Annotated in this window: 20 protein-coding genes; 9 read left to right on the top strand and 11 right to left on the bottom strand. The window is 68.1% G+C overall.

Features of this window, described 5'->3' with window-relative positions; translation table 11 throughout:
• The first annotated feature begins 63 nt into the window (after positions 1–63).
• Positions 64–348: a hypothetical protein gene (locus ACTJI2_RS00470; protein ID WP_440840727.1), complete on the top strand. Its 285-nt coding sequence runs from the start codon at positions 64–66 to the stop codon at positions 346–348.
• 146 nt (positions 349–494) lie between these two features.
• Here ACTJI2_RS00470 and ACTJI2_RS00465 read toward each other — a convergent pair whose 3' ends face one another.
• Together ACTJI2_RS00465 and ACTJI2_RS00460 are read right to left on the bottom strand one after the other, a co-directional pair.
• Positions 495–1,997, bottom strand: a complete 1,503-nt coding sequence (locus ACTJI2_RS00465; RefSeq protein ID WP_440840726.1) for an aldehyde dehydrogenase — start codon at positions 1,995–1,997, stop codon at positions 495–497.
• 59 nt (positions 1,998–2,056) lie between these two features.
• On the bottom strand, positions 2,057–2,605 hold the full coding sequence (locus ACTJI2_RS00460; protein ID WP_183637868.1) for a cupin domain-containing protein: 549 nt from the start codon (positions 2,603–2,605) through the stop codon (positions 2,057–2,059).
• Positions 2,606–3,048: 443 nt separating this feature from the next.
• On the opposite strand from ACTJI2_RS00460, the gene ACTJI2_RS00455 reads away from it, so the two are divergent.
• The 3 genes from ACTJI2_RS00455 (at position 3,049) to ACTJI2_RS00445 (ending at position 7,143) form a co-directional block, all read left to right on the top strand.
• Entirely contained in the window at positions 3,049–4,425 is a 1,377-nt protein-coding gene (locus tag ACTJI2_RS00455; protein WP_192199422.1) for an aspartate aminotransferase family protein, read from the top strand.
• An 86-nt stretch (positions 4,426–4,511) separates the two neighbouring features.
• Positions 4,512–5,627: an alanine dehydrogenase gene (ald, locus tag ACTJI2_RS00450; protein ID WP_183637874.1), complete on the top strand. Its 1,116-nt coding sequence runs from the start codon at positions 4,512–4,514 to the stop codon at positions 5,625–5,627.
• Between the two features lie 22 nt (positions 5,628–5,649).
• Positions 5,650–7,143 carry a CoA-acylating methylmalonate-semialdehyde dehydrogenase gene (locus ACTJI2_RS00445; protein ID WP_440840725.1) on the top strand — a complete coding sequence of 498 codons (1,494 nt, stop codon included), beginning with the start codon at positions 5,650–5,652 and terminating at the stop codon, positions 7,141–7,143.
• Positions 7,144–7,252: 109 nt separating this feature from the next.
• Here ACTJI2_RS00445 and ACTJI2_RS00440 read toward each other — a convergent pair whose 3' ends face one another.
• Positions 7,253–8,374: an efflux RND transporter periplasmic adaptor subunit gene (locus tag ACTJI2_RS00440; RefSeq protein WP_440840724.1), complete on the bottom strand. Its 1,122-nt coding sequence runs from the start codon at positions 8,372–8,374 to the stop codon at positions 7,253–7,255.
• Positions 8,371–11,598 carry an efflux RND transporter permease subunit gene (locus ACTJI2_RS00435; protein ID WP_203322922.1) on the bottom strand — a complete coding sequence of 1,076 codons (3,228 nt, stop codon included), beginning with the start codon at positions 11,596–11,598 and terminating at the stop codon, positions 8,371–8,373. The genes ACTJI2_RS00440 and ACTJI2_RS00435 overlap by 4 nt, the downstream gene beginning before the upstream one ends.
• 249 nt (positions 11,599–11,847) lie before the next feature.
• On the opposite strand from ACTJI2_RS00435, the gene ACTJI2_RS00430 reads away from it, so the two are divergent.
• Complete coding sequence (locus tag ACTJI2_RS00430) at positions 11,848–12,783, top strand: AraC family transcriptional regulator (protein WP_183637886.1); 936 nt, start codon at positions 11,848–11,850, stop codon at positions 12,781–12,783.
• 4 nt (positions 12,784–12,787) lie between these two features.
• On the opposite strand, the gene xth is transcribed toward ACTJI2_RS00430, so the two are convergent.
• The gene (xth, locus tag ACTJI2_RS00425; protein ID WP_225562523.1) at positions 12,788–13,609 is read right to left on the bottom strand and encodes an exodeoxyribonuclease III; all 822 of its coding nucleotides are present in this window, start codon (positions 13,607–13,609) and stop codon (positions 12,788–12,790) included.
• The gene (locus ACTJI2_RS00420) at positions 13,606–13,986 is read right to left on the bottom strand and encodes a VOC family protein (protein ID WP_203322924.1); all 381 of its coding nucleotides are present in this window, start codon (positions 13,984–13,986) and stop codon (positions 13,606–13,608) included. The genes xth and ACTJI2_RS00420 overlap by 4 nt, the downstream gene beginning before the upstream one ends.
• A gap of 132 nt (positions 13,987–14,118) precedes the next feature.
• On the opposite strand from ACTJI2_RS00420, the gene ACTJI2_RS00415 reads away from it, so the two are divergent.
• Positions 14,119–14,685, top strand: coding sequence for a cysteine hydrolase family protein (locus tag ACTJI2_RS00415; protein ID WP_225562522.1), 567 nt, complete (start codon positions 14,119–14,121; stop codon positions 14,683–14,685).
• A 12-nt stretch (positions 14,686–14,697) separates the two neighbouring features.
• On the opposite strand, the gene ACTJI2_RS00410 is transcribed toward ACTJI2_RS00415, so the two are convergent.
• Positions 14,698–15,444: a metallophosphoesterase family protein gene (locus ACTJI2_RS00410; protein ID WP_318287445.1), complete on the bottom strand. Its 747-nt coding sequence runs from the start codon at positions 15,442–15,444 to the stop codon at positions 14,698–14,700.
• Positions 15,445–15,587: 143 nt separating this feature from the next.
• Between ACTJI2_RS00410 and ACTJI2_RS00405 the strand changes: the two genes are divergently transcribed.
• From ACTJI2_RS00405 to ACTJI2_RS00395, 3 genes are all read left to right on the top strand, one after another.
• Entirely contained in the window at positions 15,588–15,992 is a 405-nt protein-coding gene (locus tag ACTJI2_RS00405; RefSeq protein WP_318287446.1) for a VOC family protein, read from the top strand.
• 171 nt (positions 15,993–16,163) lie between these two features.
• Positions 16,164–16,565: a VOC family protein gene (locus tag ACTJI2_RS00400; protein WP_192199417.1), complete on the top strand. Its 402-nt coding sequence runs from the start codon at positions 16,164–16,166 to the stop codon at positions 16,563–16,565.
• Complete coding sequence (locus ACTJI2_RS00395; RefSeq protein ID WP_318287447.1) at positions 16,565–17,110, top strand: dihydrofolate reductase family protein; 546 nt, start codon at positions 16,565–16,567, stop codon at positions 17,108–17,110. The genes ACTJI2_RS00400 and ACTJI2_RS00395 overlap by 1 nt, the downstream gene beginning before the upstream one ends.
• 103 nt (positions 17,111–17,213) lie before the next feature.
• On the opposite strand, the gene ACTJI2_RS00390 is transcribed toward ACTJI2_RS00395, so the two are convergent.
• From ACTJI2_RS00390 to ACTJI2_RS00375, 4 genes are read right to left on the bottom strand one after another with little or no spacing between them, the layout of a single operon-like run.
• Entirely contained in the window at positions 17,214–18,824 is a 1,611-nt protein-coding gene (locus ACTJI2_RS00390) for a PepSY-associated TM helix domain-containing protein (RefSeq protein WP_440840723.1), read from the bottom strand.
• Positions 18,825–18,845: 21 nt separating this feature from the next.
• Complete coding sequence (locus tag ACTJI2_RS00385; RefSeq protein WP_440840722.1) at positions 18,846–19,148, bottom strand: hypothetical protein; 303 nt, start codon at positions 19,146–19,148, stop codon at positions 18,846–18,848.
• Positions 19,145–19,432 carry a hypothetical protein gene (locus tag ACTJI2_RS00380; protein WP_183637908.1) on the bottom strand — a complete coding sequence of 96 codons (288 nt, stop codon included), beginning with the start codon at positions 19,430–19,432 and terminating at the stop codon, positions 19,145–19,147. The genes ACTJI2_RS00385 and ACTJI2_RS00380 overlap by 4 nt, the downstream gene beginning before the upstream one ends.
• Positions 19,429–20,415 (bottom strand): alpha/beta hydrolase-fold protein, encoded by a 987-nt coding sequence (locus tag ACTJI2_RS00375; protein WP_440840721.1) that lies wholly within the window; start codon positions 20,413–20,415, stop codon positions 19,429–19,431. Before ACTJI2_RS00375 ends, ACTJI2_RS00380 begins: the two co-directional genes overlap by 4 nt.
• Between the last annotated feature and the right edge of the window lie 8 nt (positions 20,416–20,423).

The following is a 20,423-nucleotide window of genomic DNA, read 5'->3' as shown; positions in this document are numbered from 1 at the left end:
CAACATTCCTTCCCCGCATTCATGCGATCCTCGTCGCGTTCCCCTTCATGCAGGAGCCCGACCATGGATGAGGACCTGGACACCCTTTCGCGCGACGAACTGATCGCCGAAGTACGCCGCCTGCGCGCCGGCATCCGCGAGCACCGCGACAGCACCGGCCACGACCTGTGCTGGCACCATCCGGCGCTGTGGGGCCTGCTGCCGGAGAAAAGCGATCCGCAGCCGGAGGTCCCCGACTGGCCGCAGTTCCTGCGCGGCTGCATCCGCTACCGGCAATCGCTGGATCGGCAGCTTCCCGACGCCCCGCGCACGAATCGCCCGTTCACCCCTGACGATACGGACCTGTAGGAGCGACGTAAGTCGCGACCGTAGTCCCGATACACTTCCTTGTGGAAGCGACGTGAGTCGTGAAGACTCGCAGCGTTCCACGAAGTCCCTTGTATGGGGAGCAAAAGCGGTCGCGACTTACGTCGCTCCTACAAGGGTGCCCGGCATCAATCCGCCAGATTGATCCAGGTCGCTTTGATCTCGGTGTACTTGTCGAAGGCGTGCAGCGATTTGTCGCGGCCGTTGCCGGACTGCTTGTAGCCGCCAAACGGTGCGGTCATGTCGCCACCGTCCCAATAGTTCACCCACACGCTGCCGGCGCGCAGCTTGCGGGCGACGCGGTGGGCGCGGGCGATGTCGCGGGTCCAGACGCCGGCGGCCAGGCCGTATTCGGTGTCGTTGGCCATGCGCAGCGCCTGCTCCTCGTTGTCGAAGGCGATCACCGATAGCACCGGGCCGAAGATTTCCTCGCGCGAGATGGCGTGCTCGTGGGCCACGCCGTCGAATACCGTCGGCTCGATGTAGCAGCCGCCGGACACCACCTCGGCGCGCCCGCCGCCCAGCACCAGCCTGGCGCCTTCGGCCACGCCCTTCTCGATATAGCCGAGCACGCGGTTGGTCTGGCTCTCGTCCACCATCGCGCCCATCGGCGCACCGGGGTCCAGCGGATGGCGCGGCTGCATCTTCCGTCCCGCCTCGACCACGCGGGCGACGAACTCGTCCTTGATCGCGCGCTCCACCAGCAGGCGCGAGGCGGCGGTGCAGACTTCGCCCTGGTTGTAGAAGATGCCGCCGGCCGCGGCCTCGGCCGCCTTGTCCAGATCCGGCGCGTCGGCGAACACGAGGTTCGGGCTCTTGCCGCCGCACTCCATGTAGGCGCGTTTCATGTTCGACAGGCCGGCGCACTGCAACAGGCGCTTGCCAACCGCGGTGGAGCCGGTGAACACCAGCCCGTCCACGTCCATGTGCAGCGCCAACGGTTCGCCCGCTTCCTTGCCGAAACCGGGCACCACATTGAATACGCCGGCGGGAATGCCCGCCTCCATCGCCAGTTCGGCCAGCCGGATCGCGCTCAGTGGCGACTTCTCCGAAGGCTTCAGCACGATCGAGTTGCCGGTCGCCAGCGCGGGCGCGAATTTCCACGCCGCCATCAGCATCGGGAAATTCCACGGCACGATCGCGCCGACCACGCCCAGCGGCTCGCGGGTCACCAGGCCCAGTTCGTCCGGGCCGGTCGCGGCGATTTCGCCGTACACCTTGTCCAGCGCCTCGCCGGTCCAGCTCACGCAGCGGATCGTCGCGGCCACGTCCACCTGGCGCGCATCGGTGACCGGCTTGCCCATGTCCAGCGACTCCAGCAGCGCCAGTTCATCGCCGTGCGTTTCGATCAGCCGGGCGAATTTCAGCAGCACCTTCTTGCGGTGGGTCGGTTTCGCGTTGGCCCAGGCGCCGGTCTCGAAGCTGCGGCGCGCCGCCGCCACCGCGCGATCGATATCCTCGCTTCCGCCCTCGGCCACCTTCGCCAGCACCCGCCCGTCGATCGGACTGACGCAGTCGAAGGTCTTGCCGCTGGCCGCGTCCACGTAACGGCCGTCGATGAAGGCCTGGCTGCGGATGGACAACCCGGCGGCCATCGCCAGCCAGTCTTCGCGGGTGCGGGGTGCATTCATCGTCGGCTCCTGGGGGAAGGGGGTGCGATACCGTCGCCGCGCGGGCGACGGCGATGGAATCAGAACGTGGCGGGCGTGTTCGCGCTGACGATCACCGCATCGCCCTCGCCCACGTTGCGGAAACGGTGCGGCACCCGGCTCTCGAAGTAGTACGCCTCGCCGGGGCCGAGCACGCGGACCTGGTCGCCGACGGTCACCTCGACCTGTCCGGCGATGATCACCCCGCCCTCTTCGCCGTCGTGGCGCAGCATGGTCTCGCCGGTGTCGGTGCCGGCCGGCATCACCTCGCGCAGGATGCACATCTGCCGCTGCGGGCGGTGCTGCCCGACCAGGAAGTAGTGCACGCCATTGCTGCCCACGTCCGGCAGATCCTCCACGCCGTAGAACGGGTTGTCCGGCAGGCCGGCTTCCAGGTCCAGGGTGAAGAAATCGGCCAGCGAGATCGGAATGCCGTCCAGCACCTTCTTCAGCGAGCTGACCGAGGGGCTGACCTTGTTCTGTTCGATCAGCGAGATGGTGCTGTTGGTGACGCCCACGCGCTTGGCCAGCTCGCGCTGGCTGAGGTGCTTGGATTTGCGGACCAGTTGCAGGCGGGCGCCGATGTCCATTTCCCGTGGGCGTACCGGTGGCGGATGTTGCGGATACTTTACACCTGGTGAGAAGGGCGTCAATTTGATTGGCCGCACGCGCTTTTGCCTTTGCTCCTGCCTTTCGGTCCCCCGTGAAGCCGGCAGGCCGGGCGGGCGAATACCCCGAAGGGGCGGCGCGCAGGACGCGCGCCGTTTCGGGCAGGCACAGGGATGTGCCTTCCCGAAATGCCCGCCTGGACTGCGAACCCGGCCCGCGCAGCGGGTCGGGCGGCGCCTGAGGGGGTGTGCTTTCTTTGGTTACTTTCTTTGCACAAGCAAAGAAAGTGACTCGCGCCCGCAGGCGCGAAAGCCGTTGCCTTTGCTTCAAGGGCTCCCGAACCGCCATCGGGGCTACCAACGGCAGTTGTAAAGTTTATTCAACGCGGTAAGCTGCGGCCCTACCCCCGCAGCCAGGAGCCGCCATGAGCGCCGACGCCCCCTCCTCCTCCCGCGCACTGGCGGATTTCTACGAGACCCAGGCCCTGCAGGCGCCGGAATCGCTCAATGCGTTCTGGATGCCGTTCACCGCCAACAAGCAATTCAAGGCGGCGCCACGCCTGCTCGCCAGCGCCTCCGGCATGCATTACCGCTCGGTCGATGGCCGCGAGATTCTCGATGCCACTTCGGGTCTGTGGTGCTGCAACGCCGGCCACGCGCGGCCGCGCATCGTCGAGGCGGTGAAGAAGCAGATTGAGACGCTTGATTTCGCGCCCAATTTCTCGATGAGCTCGCCGCTGCCGTTCGTGCTGGCCGAGCGGCTGGCGGAGCTCACGCCGGGCGATCTCAACCATGTCTTCTACACCAACTCCGGATCCGAGTCAGTCGACAGCGCGCTGAAGATCGCGCTGGCCTACCACCGTGCGCGCGGCGAGGGCCAGCGCACCCGCCTGATCGGCCGCGAGAAGGCCTATCACGGCGTTGGTTTCGGCGGCATCTCGGTCGGCGGCCTGCCGAACAACCGCAAGTGGTTCGGCAGCCTGCTGCCGGGCGTGGATCACCTGCGCCATACGCTGGACCTGGAGCGCAACGCGTTCTCGCGCGGACTGCCGCCGTCCGGCATCGAACTGGCCGAGGATCTGGAGCGGATGGTCGCCTTGCACGACGCCTCCACCATCGCCGCGGTGATCATCGAACCGATCTCCGGCTCGGCCGGGGTGATCATCCCGCCGGATGGCTACCTGCGCCGGATCCGCGAGATCTGCGACAAGTACGGCATCCTGCTGATCTTCGACGAGGTCATCACCGGCTTCGGCCGCCTGGGCCGCGCATTCGGCGCGCAGCGCTTCGACGTCACTCCCGACATCATCACCGCCGCCAAGGGCCTGACCAACGGCTGCGTACCGATGGGCGCCGTGTTCGTCTCGGAGAAGATCCACGACGTATTCACCCACGGTCCGGACAACGCCATCGACCTGTTCCATGGCTATACCTATTCCGGCCATCCGCTGGCCTGCGCCGCCGCGCTGGCGACGCTGGACACCTATGCGGAAGAGAACCTGTTCGAGCGCTCGCTGGAACTGGGCGACTACTGGGAAGACGCCATCCACGGCCTGCGCGGACTGCCCAACATCGCCGACATCCGCAACTTCGGCCTGGTCGGCGCCATCGAGATGGTGCCGCGGGCCGGCGCGCCGGGCGCCCGCGCCTACGACGTGTTCAACCGCGCCTTCCACGAGGGCAACCTGCTGACCCGGGTCACCGGCGACGTCATCGCGCTGTCGCCGCCGCTCATCGCCGAGCGCGGCCACATCGATCGCATCTTCGCCACCCTGGCCGATATCATCCGCACCACTGCCTGATCCCCTGCTCCAGTTCCCAGTTCCCGCTTCCCGACCACGCCCCGGCGCTCCCCACGCGCATCCATCCTCACGCAACGGAGAGAAACATGCTGATCGGCGTTCCCAAGGAAATAAAGAACCATGAGTACCGCATCGGCCTGACCCCGGCCGGTGCGCGCGAACTGATCGCCCATGGCCATCAGGTGATGGTGCAGAAGGACGGCGGCAAGGCGATCGGCCTGACCGACGAACAGTATGCGAAAGCGGGAGCGGAAATCGTCTCCGGCGCCGAGGAAATCTTCCGCCGCGCCGACATGATCATCAAGGTCAAGGAGCCGCAGCCGGTGGAGTGCGCAATGCTGCGGTCCGGCCAGGTCCTCTACACCTACCTGCACCTGGCACCGGATCCGGAACAGACCAAGGCGCTGGTCGCGTCCGGCGTCACCGCGATCGCCTACGAGACCGTCACCGACCACCGCGGCGGCCTGCCGCTGCTGGCGCCGATGAGCGAAGTGGCCGGGCGCATGTCGATTCAGGCCGGCGCGCACGCGCTGGAAAAGGCGCAGGGCGGATCCGGCATCCTGCTCGGCGGGGTACCGGGGGTGAAACCGGCGGAAGTGCTGGTCATCGGTGGCGGCGTGGTCGGATTGAACGCCGCGCGCATGGCGATGGGGCTGGGCGCGCACGTGACCATTCTGGATCGCTCCATCGATCGCCTGAAGTACATCGACGAGTTGTACGGCGATCGCCTGACCACCATCTACTCCACCCACGACGCGATCGAGGAGCGCCTGCCGTACACCGACCTGGTGATCGGCGCGGTGCTGATTCCCGGCGCGGCCGCGCCCAAGCTGGTATCGCGCTCGCAGCTGAAGCTGATGCGTCCGGGTTCGGTGCTGGTGGACGTGGCCATCGACCAGGGCGGCTGCTTCGAGACCAGCCATCCCACCACCCACCAGGATCCGACCTACGAAGTGGATGGCGTCATCCACTACTGCGTCGCCAACATGCCCGGCGGCGTCGCCCGCACCTCCACCTTCGCCCTGACCAACGCCACCCTGCCCTTCGCCGTGCAGCTGGCGAACAAGGGCGCGCGGCGCGCGTTGCTGGACGATCCCCACCTGCTCAACGGCCTGAACGTGTACGCCGGCACGGTGACGTACAAGGCGGTGGCCGAGGATCTCGGCTATCCCTATGTGCCGGCGGCGCAGGCGCTGGGCTGATCCGCTTCCCAAGACATCCCTCATGACCGAACTCCTGCACCATTTCATCAACGGACAGCCGGCGGCCGGCACCAGCGGCCGCCATGGCGAGGTCTTCGATCCGGCCAGCGGACAGGTGTCGGCGCACGTGCCGCTGGCATCGGCGGCGGAAGTCGGCGCCGCGGTCCAGGCCGCGCAGGCGGTGTTCCCGGCCTGGAGCGCGGTCACCCCGCTCAACCGCGCGCGGGTGATGTTCCGGTTCAAGGAACTGCTGGAACGCCACGCCGACGAACTGGCGCTGCGCATCACCTACGAACACGGGAAAGTGCTGTCGGACGCGCGCGGCGAAGTGACCCGCGGACTGGAAGTGGTGGAGTTCGCCTGCGGCATTCCGCATCTGCTCAAGGGCGAGCATTCGATGAACGTCGGCCGCGACGTGGATTCCTGGAGCGAGTACGCGCCACTGGGCGTGGTCGCCGGCATCACCCCGTTCAATTTCCCGGCGATGGTGCCGCTGTGGATGTTCCCGGTGGCGCTGGCCTGCGGCAACACCTTCGTACTCAAGCCATCCGAACGGGATCCGTCCGCCTCGCTGATGCTGGCCGAACTGCTGCGCCAGGCCGGCTTGCCGGATGGCGCGTTCAACGTGGTACACGGAGACAAGGAAGCCGTCGATGCGCTGCTGGACGATCCGCGCGTGCAGGCGGTGAGTTTCGTCGGTTCCACCCCCATCGCCGAATACATTTACGCGCGCGGCAGCGCCAACGGCAAGCGGGTACAGGCACTGGGCGGCGCCAAGAACCACATGGTGGTGATGCCCGACGCCGACTTCGATGGCGCCGCCGCCGCCCTGCTGGGTGCCGGCTACGGATCCGCCGGCGAACGCTGCATGGCGATCTCGGTGGCGGTGTGCGTAGGCGATCACACCGCCGATGCGTTGATCGAACGGCTGGCGCCGAAGGTCGCCGCGCTGAAGATTGGCCCGGGCGCCCAGGACACCGAGATGGGGCCGCTGGTCACCGGCGCGCACCGCGACAAGGTGCGCGGCTACGTCGATCTGGGCGTGGCCGAGGGCGCCACGCTGGTGGTGGACGGACGCGGGGTGGCGGTGGAAGGCGCCGGCAACGGCTTCTTCCTCGGCGGCTGCCTGTTCGACCACGTCACCCCCGACATGCGCATCTACCGCGAGGAGATCTTCGGTCCGGTGCTGTGCGTGGTGCGGGTACCGGATCTGGACACCGCGCTGCGGCTGGTCAACGAACACGAGTACGGCAATGGCGTGGCGGTGTTCACCCGCGACGGCGGCGCGGCGCGCGAATTCGCCCACCAGGTGCAGGCCGGCATGGTCGGCATCAACGTGCCGATCCCGGTGCCGATGGCCTTCCACAGCTTCGGCGGCTGGAAGCGCTCGCTGTTCGGCCCGCTGCACGTGCACGGCCCGGACGGCGTGCGCTTCTACACCCGCCTGAAGACCATCACCGCCCGCTGGCCCGAAGAACCCCGCCACGCCGAATTCGTCATGCCGACGATGAAGTGAGTGCGCGTTCCTGCCCGTCCCTGTAGGAGCGACGTAAGTCGCGACCGGATGGCTTCCGTGCTCCGAAACCTTGGNTCGCGACTTACGTCGCTCCTACAGGGGGTGAGGGCTACTTCTTCACGACATTGGCCTTGGCGGTGACCTTCTGGCCGGCGGTCAGCATGGCGTTCGGGGCGAGGACGACCTGCTCGCCGGGTTTCAGGCCGGAGAGCACTTCGGCTTCGTTGCCCAGGTTGCGGCCCAGCACGACCTTGCGGAACTGCAGCAGCGCGTCGCCGCCGACCACCGCTACCTGCGCGCCGCCGGCGTCCTGCGTCACCGCCGACACGGGCACCAGCACCGCCGGCACCGCGCGCGGCACCTTCAGGCCAATTTCGCCCAGCATGCCAGCGGGAATCCGGCCCTCCGGATTGGGCAGCCGAAGTTCGATACGCATCGCGCCGACGCTGCTGGAAATGTTCTGCGCGCTGCGCACCACTTCGACCTCGAACGCCTGATCGGCCAGTTCCAGGAAACGCATCTGCCCGGCCATGCCCGGACGCACCTGCAAGGCCGCGTTCTGCGGCACGTCGACCACGATGCGCAGCGGATCCAGCGCGTTGACCTCGAACATCGGCAGGGTCGCCGAGGCCGAATCACCGACCACGCGATCACCGCGTTCGACATTGCGCGCCACCACCACGCCGTCGAACGGCGCACGCACCACCTGGAAGCCCTGGCGCTCGCGGGCACTGGACAGGCGCGCCTGCGCCGCCGAGGTGGCCGCGCGCGCGGCGCTCAGGCTTGCCAGGCGCTCGCTGTGCAGTTCCTTGGAGATGGCGCCGGATCCGACCAGCACGTCGGCGCGATCGAAGTTGGCCTTCGCCAGCGCCTGGTTGGCCTGCGCCAGCTCCAGATCCGCGGCGGCCTCGCGCACGGCCTGATCGACTTCCGGCGTCGCAATCGTCGCCAGGACCTGACCAGCCTTGACGTGATCGCCCAGATCCACCCGGCGCTCGCTGACGAAACCGGTGGCGCGCGCATACAGCTTGGCCGACTCGCCGGCTTCGGCGCGCGCCGGCAGCCTCAACTCGGATTGCGGGTCCGCGGCCTTGGCCGGAGTGGTCAACACGTCCGGCACGGCGGTTGCGGGCTGGGTGGCGGCGGAGCTGCGGCCGCAGCCGCTGAGGGTGGCGATGCCGGCCACGACGGCGGCGGCCAGCAACAGGCCGGTAACGGGAACGGTCTTCATGGGGAGACTCCTGCACCGGCGGCGTCGCCGGTGGCGGTGGGGGAGGAAACATCGGAGACGTCGATGGCCCGCGCGGCTTCGGCGCGTCGCTTCTGCCGGCGGCCGACCACGGCCAGGATCGAAGGCACCAGCACCAGCGTGGCCGGGGTGCCGAACAGCAGGCCGCCAATCACCGCGCGGCCCAGCGGCGCGTTCTGCTCGCCGCCGTCGCCCAGTCCGATCGCCATCGGGATGATGCCCAGCACCATCGCGCTGGCGGTCATCAGCACCGGGCGCAGGCGCACGGCGGCGGATTCGTACGCGGCCAGTTCCGGATCGTGGCCGTCGGCGATCAGGCCACGCGCGAAGCTGGTCACCAGCACGCTGTTGGCGGTGGACACGCCGATCACCATCATCAGGCCCATCAGCGCGGGCACGCTCAGCGGCGTGCCGGTGACGAACAGACCGATCGCCGCGCCGGCGATCGCGACCGGCAGGCCGGACATCGCCACCAGCGGCTGGATCCACGACTGGAAGTTGATCACCAGCACCAGGAATACCAGTACCGCCGACATCAGCAGCCCGCCGGCCAGTTCGCCATAGGCGTTCTGCATCTCGCCGGCCTGGCCGGTGATCTCGATCCGGTTGCCCGGCTTCATCCGCGCCTGCACGTCGGCGGTGATGCGGGTCAGGCGCGAGTACACCGACCCCAGGTCAGTGCCCTGAACGTTCGCCAGCACGCTGACGGTCGGGGCAAGCGTGGTGCGGGCGATGCTGGCCGGCACGTTGCGCGGCGTGACGGTGGCGATATTGCGCAGCAGGACCGCCTGCCCTTCCCCGCCGATGCGCAGCGGCATGTTCAGCAGGGTCTCGGCGTCGGGCAGGCTGGCCGGCGGCGCCTGCACCTGCACGGTGTAGGCGATCGCGTTGACTGTGTCGGTCCAGTACACCGGCGTGACCGTGCCGGAGGTGCCGAGCACCGACAGCACCGCGCGGCTGGCCTGCTGCGCGTCCAGGCCCAGCTGGGCGGCGCGGGTGCGATCGATGTGCACGCGGTACTCGGGCAGGTCCAGGATCTGCCGCAGCGCCACGTCGACCGCGCCCGGCTCCTGGCGCAGGCGGCTTTCCACTTCCCGCGCCAGCGCCAGGTTGCCGGGCACGTCGCGCCCGATCAGGCGCACCTCGAAGGCGGCGGCGGCCGAGCCGGCCAGGGTCCGGCTGGTGGCGTCCGGCGGACGCTCGAATACCTTCACGTCGGGGAAGCGCTCGGCCATGCGCTGGCGGATCTGGGCCAGGTAGTCGCGGGTCGGCGCATGTGGCGAGCGCAGCTGCAGCATCAGCTCGGCCTCGAACGATCCGACCACCGCGCTGTCCACCAGCGACAGGTTGATCGCGTCCGGCACGCCGATCTGTTCGTACACGGTCTGCAATTCCCCGGCCGGGATGATCCGGCGGATCTCGCGCTGGATTTCGGTCAGCCGCTGGGTGGTCTGCTCCAGCCGCGTGCCCGAGGGCATGCGCACCTGCAGGCGCAGCTGGCCGGCATCGACCTGCGGGAAGTACTCGCGTCCCAGCAGCGCGCCGGCGCCCACGCCCACCGCGATCACCAGCAGCGCGGCGATCGCCAGCACGCCACCGTGATGGCCCAGCCGCACCAGCAGCGCGTGATGGCGGTCGCGCAGCGCGTCCAGGGTGTGCTCGACCCTGTGGTTGATGCCCAGCAGCAGTTTTTCCGGCGCCCAGCGCGGGTTTTCGCGGCTGCGGATGTCGGCCGGCAGCAGCAGGTAGCACAACACCGGGATCAAGGTGCGCGAGAGCAGGAACGAGGCAATCATCGCGAAGATCACCGCCAGCGCCAGCGGGGTGAACACCCACGCCGACAGGCCGGTCATCAGCAGGATCGGCGTCAGCACGATGCAGATGGAGACCGTGGAGACGAATTCGGGGAACACCACCTCGCGGGCGCTGTCCAGGATCGCCGTGCGCACGTCCTTGCCCAGGGCGATGTTGCGGTTGGTGTTCTCCACGTCCACCACCGCGTTGTCGACCAGGATGCCGATCGCCAGCGCCAGGCCGCCGAGGGTCATCACGTTGAAGGTGTAGCCCAGCAGGTCCAGCATCGCCACGCTGGCCAGCAGCGCCAGCGGGATGGCCGACAGCACGATCAGGCTGGAACGCCAGGAGCCGATGAACACCAGCACCACGAGTGCCACCAGCAGGCCGACCAGCACCGCCTCGTGCTGGATGGAGGCGATGGCATTGTCGACGAACACCGACTGATCGAAGATCGGCGCGATGCGCATGCCCGGCGGCGCCGAGGCCTCGATTTCCGGCAGCCGCTCGCGCACCGCGCGCACGATTTCCACCGCCGAGGCGCCGCCCAGCTTGATCAGCGCCACCGACACCGCGCTGGAGCCGTCCATCCGCGCCACGTTGGTCTGCAACGCACCGCCGTCACGCACCGAGGCGACGTCGCGCACGTACAGCACGACGCCGTTGCGGGTGGCGACCGGCAGGTCGAGGAATTCCTGCACCGAAGCCGGACTGGCGTCGAGCGAGATCTGCAGTTCGCGCGCACCCTCGCGGATGGAACCGGACGGCAGGGTCGGGCTGCCGCGCTCCAGCGCGCCGGTGATGTCGGAAGGCGTCAGGCCGTAGGTCTGCAACGCGGAGGGATTCAGGTCCACCATCACCTGGCGCGCGGCGCCGCCGTAGGGCAGCGTCATGCGGATGCCGGGAATGGTCTGGATCTGCGAGCGCAGTTGCAGGCGCGCGTAGTCGTACAGCTGCGCCTCGGTCAGCGAGTCCGACGACAGCACCAGTTGCAGCACCGGCGTGCTGGACACGTTGTTGCGCACCACCAGCGGCGGCGAGGTGCCCGGCGGCATGCGCCGCAGGATGGTCTGCGACACCGCGGTGATCTGGCCCAGCGCGCGGTCCAGGCTGACGTTGGGCTGGAAATCGATGCGGATGATGCTGGCGCCGTTGATGGTTTCCGAGCGCACTTCCTTCAGGTCATCCACGGTGTTGAGGATGGCCGCCTCGGAGAAGGTGGTGATCTTGGCGGCCATGTCCGCGGCCGACAGGCCGTTGTAGGTCCAGACCAGGTTGATGGACGGAATGCCGACCTCGGGCAGGATGTCGGTCGGCATGCGCCGGGCCGACAGGGTGCCAAACAGCAGGATCAGGATGGCGAGCACCCCGATGGTATAGCGACGGTTGAGCGCGTACTGGACGATCCACATGGGGCGTGCTTCCAACGGCGGGGGAAGCCGGTACGCGGGCGGTGCCGCTGGCGAGCGGGCACCGACCCGCGTCGCGAGGCGCGCGGGCGCCTCATCCGGTGGGGGGCCTTTACGTTAGTCGGCTCATCGGCGCACTGGTTAGTACATTGCTGTCCAATGCTTGCCTATTTCTGCAAAACCGCCGCCCGGGCTTTGCACCGCCGCGCCGGGTTCCGAATAATCGGCCTACCCCCACCCCCACGCATCGCCATGAGCGCCAATACTTCCGCGGATACCCTCGCCCAGCGCGCGACCTGCGCGGCGAAGGCCGAACTGGCGGATCGGATTGCCCAATTGGCAACCTCCGACGGCAGCCACGCCACCGTCATCCCGCAACTGCACCTGATGCGGCGCAATTCGCCGACGCCGTGCATTCCCACGGTCTACGAACCGCGCCTGTGCATCGTCGCCCAGGGCAGCAAGGAATCGACCCTGGCCGGGCAGACCTACCGCTATGACCCGCTCAACTACCTGGTGGTGTCGGTGACCCTGCCGATGATCGGCCAGGTCATCGAAGCCACACCGGAGAAGCCCTACCTGTCGCTGCGCCTGGACATCGACCCGGCGGTGATCGCCTCGCTGATGCTGGACGCCGGCCCGCAGCCCACGTCCAACCGCCTGGACCCCGGACTCTATGCCGCCAAGGTGACGACCCCGTTACTGGATGCGGTACTGCGGCTGATGCGCCTGCTCGACACCCCGGCGGATCTGCCGGTGCTGGCGCCGCTGGCGATCCGCGAGATCTTCTACCGCGTGCTGGTCGGCGACCTCGGCCACAGCCTGCGCGAGATCGCCGCCGCCGACACCCGCTCGCACCGCATCTCGCGCGCGGTCGCGCACCTGCGCCAACGCTTCCTGCATCCGCTCAACATCGAGGAACTGGCGCAGTCCGTGCACATGAGCACCTCGTCGCTGCATCACCAGTTCAAGGCGGTCACCACGCTCTCGCCGCTGCAATTCCAGAAACAGCTGCGCCTGCACGAGGCGCGCCGGCTGATGCTGGCCGACGGCATCGACGCGGTCGCCGCCGCGCATCGGGTCGGCTACGAAAGCCCGTCGCAGTTCAGCCGCGAATACAAGCGCCTGTTCGGCGCGCCGCCGCGTTCGGAGATCGGGCAGGTCCGCTTCAACGCGCGCCAAGTCTGAGGTTTCAGGCGCCGGCCTTTTTCCGCAGTTTGGCGGGCCGGGTCATCCGGATCCAGGTCGGCGCGTGATCGCTGGGCTTGGGCAGCCCGCGCACCCAGCGGTCCACGCCCGCCTCCTTCAGGCGCATGGCGGCCGGCGGATTCAGCAGCAGGTGATCGATGCGCAGTCCGGCGTCGCGCTCCCAGTGCTGGCGGAAATAGTCCCAGAACGTATAGACGCGCTTCTCCGGATGCCGCTCGCGAAGCGCGTCGACCCAGCCCGTCTCCAGCAGCTTCGCGTAGCGCTCCCGGCTTTCCGGTTGCAGCAACGCGTCCTTTCGCCAGGAACGCGGGTTGTAGATGTCCTCGTCGGTGGGCACCACGTTGTAGTCGCCGGCCATCACCACCGGCTGTTCCAGCGCGTACAGCTTGCGCGCGTGGCGGATGAAGCGATCGAACCACTTGAGCTTGTAGTCGAACTTCGGTCCCGGTTGTGGATTTCCATTGGGCAGGTACAGGCAGGCCACGCGCAGGTCGAAGGCATCGACTTCCAGATAGCGCGCGTGGCTGTCGCCGGGATCGCCCGGCAGGCTGCGGCGCACCTCCGTGGACGCTTCGCCGCGGGTCAGCACCGCCACGCCATTCCAGGAGCGCTGGCCCACCCAGCGCGCGTGATAACCCTCCGCTTCCAGTTCCGCGCGTGGGAAGCCTTCGTCCACCGCCTTTAGTTCCTGCAGGCAGGCCACGTCTGGTGTCTCCCGCCGCAGCCATGCGATCAGATGCGGCAGGCGGGTGCGGATGCCGTTGACGTTGAATGTCGCCACGGCCAGCGTGCGTCGCCGGTTCATGGCCATCGATGGCCTTCTTTCGGCAGGTCGTCGCGCTGCTGGCGCAGCACGCAGAAGCGGTGTCCGGTCGGCGCCTGCATCACCCACCAGTCCCGGACCTGCGCGACCCGCCGCGCGCCGAGCGCTTCCAGCCGGCGCACTTCCGCTTCCACATCGGTCGATTCGATGTCCAGGTGGACGCGGCTGGGATGCCGGACCGCCTGCAACAGGATGCCCGGCTGGCCGGGCGCGGTGTCGAGCTGTCGATAATGGCCATCGTTCGGATCCGGCAGGCGCCGCCATGGCTGGCCCAGCGCGCCGGACCAGAACCCGGCCGCGGCATCCAGTTCCGGCTGCCGGCAATCGATGACCAGTTGTGCCAGGCGGCTGCGGTGCATGCCCTACTCTCCATGCGGGTGTGCTTCCAACCTAGGGTCGGCACCATCACGGACGGGTGAAAAGCGCGCGCCTTCACGTGCCGCTGGCATCGCCCGAACGATGCTGCGGGCAGATGCCACCGGAGACACCGCTTGGTTTCGCGCCTTTCCACTCCGCCTGCGCCCGCCGCGCTGCTGATCATCGACATGATCAACTTGTTCGACTTTCCGGGCGGTGCGGCCCTGGCGCGCCAGGCCCGGCCGCTGGCGCGTCGCCTGCAGGCGCTCAAGCAGCGCTTCCACCAGGCTGGCGCGCCGGTCGTCTACGTCAACGACAATTTCATGCACTGGCAGGCCGACTTCAAGGAACTCGTCGCGATCTGCGCGCATCCGCGCGCGCCCGGCGCCGAAATCGCCGAACGCCTGCGCCCGGGACCCGAGGACTACTACGTCCTCAAGCCCAAGCATTCGGCCTTCCTGTGCACCCCATTGGCGCTTTTGCTGGCGAAACTGGGCGTGCGCCGGCTGGTGCTCACCGGCATCGCCGCCGACGCCTGCATCCTGGCGACCGCGATGGATGCGCACGCGCGCGAATACGCGCTGGAAATTCCCCGTGACGGCGTGGCCTCGCGCACCCCGCGCCTGCGTGATCTCGCGCTGGCGACCCTGCAGGGAGCCGCAGGCATCGGCATCAGCCGGGTGTCGCGCGTCCGGCCCTGAGAGCGGGCCACATCACTCCGGGACGTAGCCGGTCAGCAGCGCTCGCTCCCATTCCGGTCGCCCGCGTTTGCGCGCCAGCCGGGCCATCGCGAGGTGGTCATAGGGCAAGGCGATGTGCTCCACCTGCCAACCATGCGCGCCCTTCTCCAGGATCGCGTAGCGCGCGTCCGGTGAACCGTTTTCGACCACATAGGGCACAGGATGATCGTCGCGATACGCCTGCAGGCCGACGCTGCCGGGATTGAACAGCAGTTGCCCGGCCGGCGTACGCAGCGCGCGCGGCACATGGGTGTGCCCGCACGCAATGACGGGAGCGGTTTCGCCCGCCAGGCGCCGAACCACTTCCTCCGCCGAGGCCATCCGCGTCCCCGGCCCCACCACCGTTTCCAGCAGGTGTTCGCAATCGCTGCGCGGGGTTCCGTGGCACAGCAACAACTCGTCGTCCACGCGCACGCAGGACTCCAGCGAGCGCAACCAGTCCAGTTCCGCCTCGCCCAGTTGCGAAGCCGCGTGGCGATCCGATTCCCCGCCTCGTCCGTTCCGCAGCAGTTCCAGGATCTGGCGCTCATGGTTGCCGGCCAGCGACAGCCAGCCGGAATCCATCAGGAAGCGGGCGGTCTCGCGCGGCAGCAGCGGCCCGGACAGGTTGTCGCCCAGGTTGACCACCCGCGCCACGTCACGGCGGCGGATGTCCGCCGCCACCGCCTCCAGTGCGGCGAGGTTGCCATGGATGTCGGAGACGACGGCGATGCGGGCCATGCGGACACCAGCGTGTCGGGAGGCCGGTGAATCTAGCAGAATGCTGCGCCGCGGACGGTGCGATACTGCGACGCCACCGTCCGCGGACCGGTCCCGCTCGTCCGCCGCCGGGAACACGGACATGACCGCCGCTGGAGAACATCATGAGCATCGAAGTGCGTGGCGTGTGCGCCTTGCTGCAGGTTTTCGACATGCCGACCTCGGTCCGCTTCTATCGCGACGTGCTGGGGTTCGAGATCGTCCAGACCTCGGCACGCGAGGGCGACCGGTTCGACTGGGGATTGCTGCGGCTGGGCGAGGCGGAGCTGATGCTGAACACGGCATACGAGGCGGATGACCGGCCGGCATCGCCGGATCCCGCACGCCTGTCGCAGCATCGCGACGTCTGCCTCTACTTCGGTTGCCCCGATCCGGACGCGGCCTACCGGCAGTTGCGGGAGCGCGGTGTCGACGTGGAGCCCCCCAAGGTGGCGCCGTATGGGATGAAGCAGTTGTACGTCAGCGATCCGGATGGCTTCCTGCTGTGTTTCCAGTGGTCGGCGGAATAAGCCGTCCCTGTTGCCGCAGCCATGATCGGCATCGCCCGGCGGTTGTCCTGATCGTCGACATTCGATCATCGTGCACTCGGCAGATGATCGATGCCGTCCAAACTGTCCATTCACCGGCAACGCTGATACTGTTTCCGCCCACAAAAAATCACCGTTCCCGGAAGAGGTTCCATGTTCAGCCACGTTACCGTCGGTGTCAGCGATCTGGATGCCGCGGCCGCGTTCTACGACGCGATCCTGTTGCCGCTGGGTTTGCGGCAGCGTGAAGTGATACCGGATGGTGGCCCCGCGGCCCGCTGCTGGATCAAGCCGGGCCAGGCATTGCCCCGGTTCTATGCCTATCAACCGTTCGATCGGCAGCCCGCCAGCGCAGGCAACGGCAGCATGCTGGCATTCCTCGCCGGTGATGAGCAGCAGGTGCGGCAGGCTTATGCCGCCGGCCTGCTGGCGGGTGGCAGAAGTGAAGGCGAGCCCGGTGAGCGCCCGCACTACGGCAAAGGCTATTTCGGCGCCTACCTGCGCGATCCCGATGGCAACAAGATCCATCTGGTCCATCGTGGGGATCTGGCGTGATGAAGTGTTCGGTCTACATCGCCACCAGCGTGGACGGCTACATTGCCGGAGCGGATGGCGATATCGATTGGCTGCTGCGCCCCGAATACGCCGTCTCCCTGCTCAACGGGCTCAGCTACGAAGCCTTCATCGCCGATGTCGACGTCCTGGTGATGGGACGTCATACCTACGACAAGGTCCGCACCTTACCAGAGTGGCCCTATGGCGCCCTGCCGGTCGTCGTGCTGTCGTCGCGACCGCCTGACACCTCCGCCGGCCAGCCCGCCGACGTGCGATGGATGAGCGGTTCACCGGAAGAAATCACCCGGCGACTGGCCGAAGAAGGATGCCGCCATCTATATATCGACGGCGGCAACACCGTGCAACGCTTCCTGCGGGCCAGACTGATCGATGAGCTGACCATCACCCGCGTCCCACTGCTGCTGGGCAATGGCATACCGCTGTTCGGTGCCGATGTCCCCGAACAAAACCTGCGCCTGATCGCGGCAACGCATTCCGAAAATGGTTTCGTCCAGGAACGCTACGCCGTTCAGCACCCGCGGTAGCGCGCCGTCCTCCAGCGCTTTGCGCGGCGCAAGGCAATGGAGGTTCCCTTTCTTCGCATCGCCTTGCCGTAGTGGCCCCGGACATGCCTGTCGCGCGGAATGGCTACTCCGATGCGAGAGGTTCCGGTGATGCCACCAGGGCGCCAGCGTCCGGCCCGGCCCACACGCTGTCACGCGGACCGAAGCGCGCGCGCCGTCGTGCATGCAGCGCCATCAGCATCAGCGCGCCGGCTCCCAGCAACGCGATGCCATCCACCCATGGCAGAACGCCCGGCGGGAACCACGCGCCCCCCAGATGCCAACGACCGGCCAGACTGCTGAGCGGAATCAGCAGGGTGGTCGCCGCGGCGAACAGCGCCAGTTCCGACGACGCGCGACCGGCGCCACGCAGGAACGCCCATCCGATCGTCCCCAGGAACACCGCGTAGTAGACGATGCGATGCCACAGCGCCGGATCCTCGACGCGCCCCGGCATCCATTTGGCCGCGGCGAGCGTGGCGGAGATGCCGGCCACGCAACCCAGCGCCACGCCCACGGTCAGGCAGGCCATCACCCGGCTCGAACGGCGCTGCGCGACGATGCCCTGGCCACGTTCCTTCCTGCGCCGCGACTCCAGCCAAAGCACGTTGCCGGTGTAGAACAGCATCGCCCCGGCCAGGCCCAGCAGGAAATAGGCCCAACGCACGGGCAGGCCACCGAAGTTGCCGAAGTGCAGGCTGAAGAAGCTGGCGATCGCGGTTTCGTAGCCCGCATGGCGCCCGGGAATGTCGTCGCGGTGCAGTTCACCGGTATAGGGATTGGCGCCGACCAGGGTGGAGACGCGGCCACGGATCGGATGGCGCGGATCCACGCCCTCCAGCCGCACCTGGGTCACCCCGCCACGGCTCTGGTAGTTCACCGCCAGCACCTCGAAGCCCGGCGCCTGCAACCGCGCCTGCCTTACCAGCTCGGCCGGCGCCAGTACCTGTGCGCCGGGTGGCCGTTCCGGAGGCGGCTCCCTGCCCCATTCGATCGCGGTCGGATACACCGCCCGTTCCTGCAGATCGTAGAACTGGTCGTGGAAGGCGAACACCACGGCGGTGAGCGCCATCACGATGTGGAATGGCAGACTCAGGATACCCAGCGCGTTGTGCGCGTCCAGCCACATGCGCTTGAGGTTGTGGCCAATGCGCAGCGCGAACAGATCCTTGACCAGGGTCGGCAGCAGGACGATCACGCCGGACACCAGCGCCATGCAGTACAGCAGCGCGATGACGCCCATGATCGGCATCGCCACTTCGTGCGGGAACGGCAGGCCGACCTGCTGGTGCAGGACGTCGATCCATTCGGCGACTTCGGCCTTCTCCAGCGCCTGGGTCCGCAGATGGCCGTCGCCATCCAGCGACGCGGCGAAGCTGGCGACCTCGCCACGGCGCTCGCCTCGCACGTGCCACAGCATCCGCGCCGGCATGTCCGGGGTGGGCGTGACGCGGATTTCGTAGTCGCGCGCGGCTTCCGGATGTGCGGCGACAGTGGCGGCGACGAGTTCGGGCGCCCTTTCCAGCGGCACGGCGGGCGCGAGTTGGCTCGGTGGACTGGCCCAGCGCTCGATCGGTTTTTCGAACATGGTCAGCGCGCCGGCATAGAACGCGATGAACAGGCACAGCCCACTGAGGACGCCCACCCAGATATGGACGTCCTTGTAGACCTTGATGATGTCGTTGCGGATGCGCATGCGAAAAACCGGTGGAAGGAGTCAGCCCAGCAGCCCGCGGCTGGCATGCAGCAGGCCGAACGCCAGCGCGTTGGCCAGTGACAGCCACAGCCACGCGCGCAACGGGGTGCGGAACAGGAACACGAAACCCAGCACGACCGCCCAGATAGGCGCCATCAGCCACATGTTGAATTGCAGCTTGCCCGGCCCGCCGGCGATGCCGCCCGGTCCCCACCAGGCAAACAGGCCCGACAGCGCCAGCGCCAAACCGAAGCCCAGCAGCAGGCCCGCGCAACTCTTGCCCAGCCAATGCCGGCTCTGCAGTTTCGGCGCGGCCCGGCTCATCGCGCCGCCCTCTTGCGGTTGCGCGCGCGCCATGCGCCGAGGAACGGCATCAGCGACCACACCAGCATCAGCAGGGTCAGCCAGGTGAACGTGGCGGCGAGCGCGCCCAGCAATTGCAACAGCGCCAGCAGCGAGATCAGCAGGCACAGGCCGCCCGGCCAGCCGCGCGCACGCGCCGGCCACGGCCCGGCGGCGCGCCACGCCTGTTGCGGCGAGGCCAGGTAAAGCAGCGCGGCACCGGCGATGCCGGTACCCGCGGCCAGTGCGATCAGGATGGGATTCATGGCGGTGCAATGCCTGCGAACGCGGGCAGGAACAATGGCAATGACGCGCCCAGCGTCTGTCCGTGCGAAAGACCCGGCAGCGGGACGTAGCGCGCTTCCACGCCACGCGCCCGTTGCCGTTCCACCAGATCCTTCGCCGCGCCCGGTGGTACCGCGTCGCGTGCGCGCCGCATCGGGGCGTGATCCGGTCGGTCGGCGTTTGCGGGTCGGGGTTCGGCTTCGGTGGCCCCCACCCCGGCCCTCCCCCGCAGGCGGGGGAGGGAGTCATTGGGCATCCCGTTTTCGCCCCTTCCCCCGCTTGCGGGGGAAGGCTGGGATGGGGGCGCTTTTCCCGAAGCGACATCAGCGCCGTTCTCACCCGCCGCCAACCACAACGTCACCGCCGTGGCGGATGCAGCATTGCCGGCCTCCTTCAACAGATAACCCTCCCCCCACCACAACGAAGGATCCACCGCCGCATAGGTGGCAAACGCACCCGGCCGCGAGAACAGCGCATGCAACACGAACACGCCGCCGTAGGAATGTCCCCAGATCGCCTGCCGCGCATCGTCCAGTGGCACCACCTGGCGCACGCGCTCGCGCGCGGCGCCGGTGAGGAGGTCGAGGAAACCGTCGGCGCCACCGTTGCGCCGCCCCAACGGATCGACCTGCGCGGCCTCCCCGCCAGGCAAGCGCGGGGTGTAATCATGCGCGCGCGCCGCGCTGTCGATGCGCAGATCGTTGTCGTGGGCGACGAACACCAGCAGCGGCGGCGAAGGTGCCTTCGCCAATGCCTGCAACAGGGTTGCCGGCGTCTCCATCAGCGCCGCGTTGCCGTCCAGCAGCCAGACCGCCGGATAGCCCGTCGCGGGTGGCGGCGCCAGCGGAATCGCGAGGTTGAACCGGTATCCCTGCCCGCCTGCTTCGGCCGGCAGGATGACGCGTTCGAAGCGGTATCCCGGCGCGCCCGTATCGGCGACGGTGGTGCCAACGCGGCGGCTCAAGTCCGGCT

It is taken from the genome of Pseudoxanthomonas sp. 22568 (assembly GCF_052044485.1).
GTDB classification, from domain to species: Bacteria; Pseudomonadota; Gammaproteobacteria; order Xanthomonadales; family Xanthomonadaceae; genus Pseudoxanthomonas_A; species Pseudoxanthomonas_A beigongshangi.
This window is presented reverse-complemented; position numbering and strand designations above follow the sequence as displayed.

Bases quoted from the DNA above. Each gene is read 5' to 3' on its own strand.
- ACTJI2_RS00470 (WP_440840727.1), top strand. From the start codon at position 64: ATGGATGAGGACCTGGACACCCTTTCGCGCGACGAACTGATCGCCGAA.
- ACTJI2_RS00465 (WP_440840726.1), bottom strand. From the start codon at position 1,997: ATGAATGCACCCCGCACCCGCGAAGACTGGCTGGCGATGGCCGCCGGG.
- ACTJI2_RS00460 (WP_183637868.1), bottom strand. From the start codon at position 2,605: ATGGACATCGGCGCCCGCCTGCAACTGGTCCGCAAATCCAAGCACCTC.
- ACTJI2_RS00455 (WP_192199422.1), top strand. From the start codon at position 3,049: ATGAGCGCCGACGCCCCCTCCTCCTCCCGCGCACTGGCGGATTTCTAC.
- ald (WP_183637874.1), top strand. From the start codon at position 4,512: ATGCTGATCGGCGTTCCCAAGGAAATAAAGAACCATGAGTACCGCATC.
- ACTJI2_RS00445 (WP_440840725.1), top strand. From the start codon at position 5,650: ATGACCGAACTCCTGCACCATTTCATCAACGGACAGCCGGCGGCCGGC.
- ACTJI2_RS00440 (WP_440840724.1), bottom strand. From the start codon at position 8,374: ATGAAGACCGTTCCCGTTACCGGCCTGTTGCTGGCCGCCGCCGTCGTG.
- ACTJI2_RS00435 (WP_203322922.1), bottom strand. From the start codon at position 11,598: ATGTGGATCGTCCAGTACGCGCTCAACCGTCGCTATACCATCGGGGTG.
- ACTJI2_RS00430 (WP_183637886.1), top strand. From the start codon at position 11,848: ATGAGCGCCAATACTTCCGCGGATACCCTCGCCCAGCGCGCGACCTGC.
- xth (WP_225562523.1), bottom strand. From the start codon at position 13,609: ATGAACCGGCGACGCACGCTGGCCGTGGCGACATTCAACGTCAACGGC.
- ACTJI2_RS00420 (WP_203322924.1), bottom strand. From the start codon at position 13,986: ATGCACCGCAGCCGCCTGGCACAACTGGTCATCGATTGCCGGCAGCCG.
- ACTJI2_RS00410 (WP_318287445.1), bottom strand. From the start codon at position 15,444: ATGGCCCGCATCGCCGTCGTCTCCGACATCCATGGCAACCTCGCCGCA.
- ACTJI2_RS00405 (WP_318287446.1), top strand. From the start codon at position 15,588: ATGAGCATCGAAGTGCGTGGCGTGTGCGCCTTGCTGCAGGTTTTCGAC.
- ACTJI2_RS00400 (WP_192199417.1), top strand. From the start codon at position 16,164: ATGTTCAGCCACGTTACCGTCGGTGTCAGCGATCTGGATGCCGCGGCC.
- ACTJI2_RS00395 (WP_318287447.1), top strand. From the start codon at position 16,565: ATGAAGTGTTCGGTCTACATCGCCACCAGCGTGGACGGCTACATTGCC.
- ACTJI2_RS00390 (WP_440840723.1), bottom strand. From the start codon at position 18,824: ATGCGCATCCGCAACGACATCATCAAGGTCTACAAGGACGTCCATATC.
- ACTJI2_RS00385 (WP_440840722.1), bottom strand. From the start codon at position 19,148: ATGAGCCGGGCCGCGCCGAAACTGCAGAGCCGGCATTGGCTGGGCAAG.
- ACTJI2_RS00380 (WP_183637908.1), bottom strand. From the start codon at position 19,432: ATGAATCCCATCCTGATCGCACTGGCCGCGGGTACCGGCATCGCCGGT.